General features: G+C 63.4%; 1 protein-coding gene and 1 pseudogene. Both read left to right on the forward strand.

Annotated features, from left to right (window positions below):
• A pseudogene (locus tag EN932_RS36450) lies at nucleotides 1-231 on the forward strand (tRNA(Ile)-lysidine synthetase); the annotation flags it as partial.
• Between the two features lie 125 nt (nucleotides 232-356).
• A partial coding sequence (locus tag EN932_RS36455; protein WP_164890856.1) for an ATP-dependent metallopeptidase FtsH/Yme1/Tma family protein occupies nucleotides 357-1,199 on the forward strand: 843 nt, incomplete at its 3' end.

The following is a 1,199-nucleotide window of genomic DNA, read 5'->3' on the forward strand; positions in this document are numbered from 1 at the left end:
AGCCTGATGCGCGCCGCGCTCGCGGTCGAACCGGCGGTGTGGCAGGCCGGTGAATGCCTTGGTTTGCCTGGATATGGACTGAAGTCCGCGACGGTGGAAGCGCGGCCGGTCGTTGCCCCCTTCGGCCGCTTCCTGCCATCCTTCGACCTAGCGCTGGCGCGGGCCGTCGCCGGGCTGATTGGCGCGGCCCCGGTCCCGCCCTTGCCTTTCAGCGGCCACAGTGCCGGCTGAGGGTTGCGCGAAAGCTTAACCCAGACGTGCTGTTCTGCTTGGCAAGGGGGGACGCTCTCCCTATGTTAGGCGCAAGTTTCCTCTCATGACGCGTGTCCGCCTCGCGGACGCCAACGGGACAATTGATGAATCCGAACTATCGCAACCTCGCGCTCTGGGCGATCATAGCGGTCCTGCTCATAGCCCTGTTCAATCTGTTCCAGACGCCGCAGACGCGAGGGGCTTCCAGCGATGTGCCTTATTCGCAGTTCCTGCAGGATGTCGCGGCGGGGCGGGTCAAGACGGTGACCATTGCTGGCGCTCGTATCAGCGGCACCTACACCGACAATTCCAGCGGTTTCCAGACCTATTCGCCCGGCGATCCTTCGCTGGTCTCGCGGCTGCAGGACAAGAACGTCACCATCAATGCACGGCCTGAAACGGACGGTTCCAATTCGCTGTTCGGCTATTTGATCTCCTGGCTGCCGATGATCCTCATCCTCGGCGTCTGGATATTCTTCATGCGCCAGATGCAGTCCGGCTCCGGCCGCGCGATGGGCTTCGGCAAATCGAAGGCCAAGCTGCTCACCGAAGCGCATGGCCGCGTCACTTTCCAGGACGTTGCCGGCGTCGACGAAGCCAAGGAAGATCTGGAAGAGATCGTCGAGTTCCTGCGCGATCCGCAGAAGTTCCAGCGGCTCGGCGGCAAGATTCCGCGCGGCGTGCTGCTCGTCGGCCCTCCGGGAACCGGCAAGACGCTGCTCGCGCGCTCGGTTGCCGGCGAAGCCAATGTGCCGTTCTTCACCATTTCCGGTTCTGACTTCGTCGAGATGTTCGTCGGCGTCGGTGCAAGCCGCGTCCGCGACATGTTCGACCAGGCCAAGAAGAACGCGCCCTGCATCATCTTCATTGACGAAATCGACGCAGTCGGCCGTCATCGCGGCGCCGGCCTCGGCGGCGGCAATGACGAACGCGAGCAGACGCTGAAC

The organism is Mesorhizobium sp. M7A.F.Ca.US.002.01.1.1 (genome assembly GCF_004022955.1).
Taxonomy (GTDB): domain Bacteria; phylum Pseudomonadota; class Alphaproteobacteria; order Rhizobiales; family Rhizobiaceae; genus Mesorhizobium; species Mesorhizobium ciceri.